This window comes from Novosphingobium profundi, assembly GCF_018491765.1.
Taxonomy (GTDB): Bacteria; Pseudomonadota; Alphaproteobacteria; order Sphingomonadales; family Sphingomonadaceae; genus Novosphingobium; species Novosphingobium profundi.
Genome location: NZ_JABWCU010000064.1, coordinates 1 through 2,070 on the forward strand (window position 1 = coordinate 1; position 2,070 = coordinate 2,070).

The window sequence follows — 2,070 nt, forward strand, 5'->3', positions numbered from 1 at the left end:
TCACCGAGAATCTGAAAGATTTTCCGGCTGACATCCTCGGCCAACTCAACATCGAGGCACGAAGCGCCGACGACTTCATTGCCGACACCATTGCCCTTGAAGAGGGGCGGGCGATCGCCGCCATCCGAAAAATGCGCGAGCGACTGAAGCGACCTGAAATGTCCCCTGAAGACTTTTTACGAGCCTTGGAAGCCAACGGCCTGCTCGAAACAGCTTCGGTCATCACGCCCCACCTCGGCTCGATCTGAGGGCTCGTTTCCAACATCTTTGACCCTTTACGGCCGTTCAGCCGCCGATTTTGCGTTCCTAAGTGCGGTCCGTCTCTTTTCCCATTCTGAATGCCCAAGACGGGCCGGTAGGCGAATGTCCGGTTCGGAGCCGGGTTGCGGAGATAACTGCCGCTCATGTCAACCGAACCGCGGATTTGATCTCCATATTGCCTTGAGCAGAATGTAGCCCGCGGGATCGCCGTCTCAACGGACAGTGTTCTATCATCCGCAGCAGTATGGCGAGCCGTCCAGCATCTTGCCCAGATACTCGAAATCTGTCGAACCCATCGCTCATTAGCAGATTGCAACGTCCGAGATCGTCCCGGAAATAGCTGGACGGATGAGAAGTGCACGCCGTCCTCGTTCCCAACGATGGTTGCGACCGCCATCTTGCCATAGCTTATCACTCGGGCCTTGTGGTCGGAATTCGCGCCGTTGATGGATCATCACTGTCAGCAGGAACGGCATCTGCTTCGCGGGCGTTTGAACCCCTGAAAAAGGAGAATGTCATGAAAAAGCACGTTTGGATGAGTTTCACAGCAGTCGCCGCCCTTAGTCTTTCGGCATGCGGCGAAAAGGCGGAGCAAAAAGCGGATAACGCGATGCGTGACACTGAGGCGGCAGTATCCGGAGCCGTCAACTCTACAGACAACGCTATTGACAATGCCGGGCAGGCCCTAATGTCGACACCAAGCGGCCAGGAATTCGCCGACAAGGCCGCCAAGAGCGACGCGTTCGAGATCGCTGCTGCGAAGCTGGCAGCAACCAATGCACAATCTCCGCAAGTCAAAGCATTTGCCGAGATGATGATTACGGCTCACACTGGATCGACAGCGAAGATCAAGGCTGCCGCTGCAAAAGCTGGTCCGGCCATAACGCCCAATGCGGCCCTGACCGAAGATCAGAATGAAGATCTTGCAAAACTCAAGGGTTTAAAGGGGGCCGACTTTGACAAGGAATATGTCGATGGTCAGGTTGACGCCCACGAGGACGCGTTGAAGCTGATGCGGAAATATGCCGCCGACGGCACGGTTGCGCCATTGAAGATGGCGGCAGGCGAGATCGCCCCCAATGTCGAGAAGCATCTGTCCACCGCCAAGGCCATGGACAAGGACTAACGGAACGAGAGCAGCAGGCTGGACGTTTGTCCTGTCTGCGAATGACCTGACGCCGGTGATGGCGCAGTTCATTTTGTAGGCTTCCAGGGATCCCGTCAGCATTGCTGGCGGGATCTTCTGTATGATCCACCTTCGCCTCATTGTGCGGTGAGCTTCCAGACGCGTTTTATCGGCAGAATGGAAGATGGCTCATCGTGGATAATTACTGACACAAGTCTGGCCTGCATCAGCGCGCCACCCACAACCCGACCAGCGCAGCAAGTGAAACAAGCATCAGGAAACCGTTCACCAATGCGAGCAGCCAAACAGGAAGGCGGCGCGTATCGGGCATGGGTGGCGGAGCTCCAGGAGAAATTTCCCGCCAGATCGCCGCCACGAAACAAAATCCGCTGAACAGAATCAGTACTGTGCCGGTCGCAGCAATAAGCCAATCGGGCACCAGTTTATCCAGCAAGGCTCGCGCACCTATCCCTGCCGCCATCGCGGCTAGACCAGTCCGCACCCAGGCCGCGTAAGTGCGTTCCGCCGCAAGTATAGTACGATCGGCTGCAAGGACTGTGGAGCGGCGTGCAAAATTGACCCCCTTAGCGGGGTGATCGGCGTCTAAAATTGACCCCCTTCATCTCATTGTGAGAAGCGCCGCCGTTTGGGTTCCGAACGGCGGGTACAGGGATGTTGGTTGT

The 2,070-nt window shown here is 56.6% G+C and carries 3 protein-coding genes; 2 read left to right on the forward strand and 1 reads right to left on the reverse strand.

From position 1 onward, the window contains the following. A partial coding sequence (locus HT136_RS25990) for a VapC50 family PIN domain-containing toxin (protein ID WP_485020548.1) occupies positions 1-248 on the forward strand: 248 nt, incomplete at its 5' end. A 530-nt stretch (positions 249-778) separates the two neighbouring features. Further along, a complete protein-coding gene (locus HT136_RS25995) occupies positions 779-1,387 on the forward strand; it encodes a DUF4142 domain-containing protein (protein WP_214202648.1) in 609 nt (202 codons plus the stop codon). Between the two features lie 226 nt (positions 1,388-1,613). Here HT136_RS25995 and HT136_RS26000 read toward each other — a convergent pair whose 3' ends face one another. After that, a complete protein-coding gene (locus tag HT136_RS26000; RefSeq protein ID WP_343222330.1) occupies positions 1,614-1,997 on the reverse strand; it encodes a YidH family protein in 384 nt (127 codons plus the stop codon). Positions 1,998-2,070 lie beyond the last annotated feature (73 nt).

What these genes read in the sequence shown, in the direction of transcription:
- HT136_RS25995 (WP_214202648.1), top strand. Translation starts at nt 779, where the DNA reads ATGAAAAAGCACGTTTGGATGAGTTTCACAGCAGTCGCCGCCCTTAGT.